The 2,776-nt window shown below is 34.3% G+C and carries 7 protein-coding genes; 1 reads left to right on the forward strand and 6 read right to left on the reverse strand.

The annotated features are described in order from the left end of the window. Positions 1-6 precede the first annotated feature (6 nt). From CJF42_RS25325 to CJF42_RS25335, 3 genes are read right to left on the reverse strand one after another with little or no spacing between them, the layout of a single operon-like run. Positions 7-234, reverse strand: coding sequence for a hypothetical protein (locus CJF42_RS25325; protein ID WP_095369271.1), 228 nt, complete (start codon positions 232-234; stop codon positions 7-9). After that, complete coding sequence (locus CJF42_RS25330; protein ID WP_095369272.1) at positions 231-776, reverse strand: hypothetical protein; 546 nt, start codon at positions 774-776, stop codon at positions 231-233. Before CJF42_RS25330 ends, CJF42_RS25325 begins: the two co-directional genes overlap by 4 nt. Then, the gene (locus tag CJF42_RS25335; protein WP_095369273.1) at positions 754-1,056 is read right to left on the reverse strand and encodes a helix-turn-helix domain-containing protein; all 303 of its coding nucleotides are present in this window, start codon (positions 1,054-1,056) and stop codon (positions 754-756) included. The genes CJF42_RS25330 and CJF42_RS25335 overlap by 23 nt, the downstream gene beginning before the upstream one ends. A 145-nt stretch (positions 1,057-1,201) precedes the next feature. On the opposite strand from CJF42_RS25335, the gene CJF42_RS25340 reads away from it, so the two are divergent. Next, the gene (locus CJF42_RS25340) at positions 1,202-1,411 is read left to right on the forward strand and encodes a hypothetical protein (RefSeq protein ID WP_095369274.1); all 210 of its coding nucleotides are present in this window, start codon (positions 1,202-1,204) and stop codon (positions 1,409-1,411) included. Between the two features lie 229 nt (positions 1,412-1,640). Here the strand turns inward: CJF42_RS25340 and CJF42_RS25345 are convergent, their stop codons facing one another. From CJF42_RS25345 to CJF42_RS25355, 3 genes are all read right to left on the reverse strand, one after another. Then, entirely contained in the window at positions 1,641-1,994 is a 354-nt protein-coding gene (locus CJF42_RS25345; RefSeq protein ID WP_095369275.1) for a hypothetical protein, read from the reverse strand. Further along, the gene (locus CJF42_RS25350; protein WP_095369276.1) at positions 1,994-2,227 is read right to left on the reverse strand and encodes a hypothetical protein; all 234 of its coding nucleotides are present in this window, start codon (positions 2,225-2,227) and stop codon (positions 1,994-1,996) included. Before CJF42_RS25350 ends, CJF42_RS25345 begins: the two co-directional genes overlap by 1 nt. 112 nt (positions 2,228-2,339) lie before the next feature. Further along, on the reverse strand, positions 2,340-2,750 hold the full coding sequence (locus CJF42_RS25355; RefSeq protein ID WP_095369277.1) for a hypothetical protein: 411 nt from the start codon (positions 2,748-2,750) through the stop codon (positions 2,340-2,342). Positions 2,751-2,776 lie beyond the last annotated feature (26 nt).

Consider the following 2,776-nt stretch of genomic DNA (forward strand, 5'->3'; position numbering starts at 1 on the left):
TTTTAATTATGTTCTTACTGGCTTGTCAGGTAAGCCAGTTCCACCACCAGTTAATGGTTGCACTTCTTTATTTAATAAAGCTGCAGCTTCACTTGATATTGTGACAGTTTCAGTTGGATTTGTTATTTGGGATTTAACTCTTATGGGTTTATCTGGATTGTCAGCACCGCCACCAACCATGGGTTTTACTTCACCGTTTAATGCGCTATGTGCTGGCTGTTGTGATATGTTCATGTTAACTTTCCTTTTTTTTGTTGTGAGTTTAAAGCTAGAGTGATAGCCGCTACTGCAGTCAGTAAATGTAATATCGTTTGAACTGGGGAGTATACAAAATCCCTATAGGGAAGCGAATCGATGACCCAAGACTTATACAAAATCCCTTCTATAACAGATCCTAAGCAAATGAAAAATGATATTACACATAATCCGATTATTCCGCCTTCTTGTAATTTGAACTTATATCCTTTGTAAGCCCTTTTAAAAAAATTATTCTCAGAAGACATGAAGCCATGGGCGAAGTAGCTCGCTGTATATTTTCTAAAAAGTATTAATGTTATTATCAATGCGTTAGATGCCATCCCGAAGATATAATACATCTCACCCCAAGATAAAGCTGTATCGTGCATAGCTTCATCGACAAGCTCAGCGGTAAGTAGCACCATCAAGAACCAACGAATATTGGCGTCTTTTCTAGCAATAAATATAGCTAAAGCCACTACAGGAGACACTAAGAATGAAATTATATATAGAAAATCATTGATGCTGACGCTTATCATTAATACTTTCCTTGTTTAACTGCTCCTCGCTTTCAGGTACAGGTTCGGGAATGTACATGCTAGGTGCTTGACCGCATATTATACATATTGTTATAAACTCAGTAAATCCAACCTGAGTCTTACCATGCTCCCAGTTACTTATTGTTGCTTGAGAAACATTTACAGGCATTTTTGCTGCCAGTTGTCCCTGAGAATAACCTGCTCCAATTCTCATGCTTTTTATATGTGAAGGCAAGTCATTATTTAATTGTTTAAATATATTTTTTATAGACTTACGCATAAAATTTCCTTTTATTAATTAATATTCATTGGTGCCATAATTGGTCCACAACTTAACACTAAAGATAAAATATTTTTATTACACAGTCTTACACTTTCAATTCCAAGGGATTAAGTAAGCTTTAAGATACAAAAGGATCAATGTAATGAGCAGCACCAATTTTACTGAAGAACAAAAAAAGCAATGCAAAAAAGCAATGGAAAACAGTAGGGACACACTGGCATTAATCGAATTTGCTGTTAATTCTCTTTTATCAAATAGTGAACTAGATGAATGCCTGTTATTAGCAATAAAAAATAAAGCTATGGAGTCTAAAATTAACTTATCAGAATGCGCTTTAGATCTCAGTCTCTAACCCCTCACCCCTTGCCAAAAGCACCTCAAATTAGAGGTGTTTTAATTCCCTTTTTAATTTTTTCAATTCAATTTTAATCAATACTTTTCTACTTTAAATGTTTTCATTTCAACAGCATATTTACATTGCGAATACATTGTACTAACCATTCACCACAAACAAATGATGATAACGATTAATATACAACCCACACTGTACCCATATAAGAAACCATGTAAGCGAGCATCAACTAAACCCCGTTAATGCCTTGTATAGATAATGGGTTGTACGCTTTAATTATTGCTAGCAGTATTGCACCATTATGCGAGACTGCTTGCATCCAACGCCAATTATCCTGAGTTTCAATATTTGCTAATGGATTCTCATTTTCATCATAGTCAATCTTTACTTTATACTTAGCCATAAGCTGAAAGCACAAAGCGTCATCTTCAAACGGATCGTAAATCTTAGTTTCACTTTTCTGCTGATTTTCATCATGAATTGCTATGCATTCAGAACCATCGCAATCCTTGGATATTGTCGGCGCATAACCTTCTATTGTCGCAATGAACTTGCAAACATCAAGTTTAGTAATTTTGCTCATTAGTTCGCTCTCGCTTTTACAAAATTATTAACCGATTGAATTGAATCACCAATTTTTGATCCAGGAAGAAAAACGCCCTTCTCTGTTAGTTGGTACATATTAAAATATTCTCCATTATCACAGACAGCAAAGCGCGTTTTGTTATTTTTAAAGCGAATGCTTTGCTTATCTTCACTAGTTATTAAATGTGAAGAATTAATTTTTATAGCTGTTTTAATAAGTTGAAAATCCATTAAATTTACCTATTTTCTATACAGTACGAATACTTTAATGAATACAAAGTTATTTGTAAAGCACAAAAGAACCCATAAAGTGAAATAAAAACAACTAAACGAAAATAAAATATTATCGTACTTTTGTTATGCCAGGTATGCCCATTACAACTTCTAATCTTTCTTGATTTGGAAACGGTAGCACCCATTTAAATGTGCTTCTTTTAACTGGTTCACCAAACAGCTTTCTTAACACTTGAGATATTTCTCTGGTTTCTCTTTGAGTAATATTACTGAGTCCAATCAATTCAGCTACGTTCGTCGCACCTGCTCTGATTTTAGGTTCACCATGTGTGAACTTTTCTATTATTAATTCTTCAATTGCTGATACTTCGGTAAATTCTTCATTTCCAAGATCGCGTAATTCAATGTCTATTTTATCTAAATACCAAGGAGAGTTTTTAGGCCTGCAACCGCCAGCCTCTTGTAGATTATGCGAAACTTGAGCCCACACCTGTTGAATATCAAAATCAACTAAAGACAATAAATTTCAGCAATTCTCGCTCAATA

The organism is Pseudoalteromonas sp. NBT06-2 (genome assembly GCF_002276045.1).
In the GTDB taxonomy this organism is placed as follows: Bacteria; Pseudomonadota; Gammaproteobacteria; order Enterobacterales; family Alteromonadaceae; genus Pseudoalteromonas.

Coding starts and splice junctions, on each gene's coding strand:
- CJF42_RS25325 (WP_095369271.1), bottom strand. CDS start 234: ATGAACATATCACAACAGCCAGCACATAGCGCATTAAACGGTGAAGTA.
- CJF42_RS25330 (WP_095369272.1), bottom strand. CDS start 776: ATGATAAGCGTCAGCATCAATGATTTTCTATATATAATTTCATTCTTA.
- CJF42_RS25335 (WP_095369273.1), bottom strand. CDS start 1,056: ATGCGTAAGTCTATAAAAAATATATTTAAACAATTAAATAATGACTTG.
- CJF42_RS25340 (WP_095369274.1), top strand. CDS start 1,202: ATGAGCAGCACCAATTTTACTGAAGAACAAAAAAAGCAATGCAAAAAA.
- CJF42_RS25345 (WP_095369275.1), bottom strand. CDS start 1,994: ATGAGCAAAATTACTAAACTTGATGTTTGCAAGTTCATTGCGACAATA.
- CJF42_RS25350 (WP_095369276.1), bottom strand. CDS start 2,227: ATGGATTTTCAACTTATTAAAACAGCTATAAAAATTAATTCTTCACAT.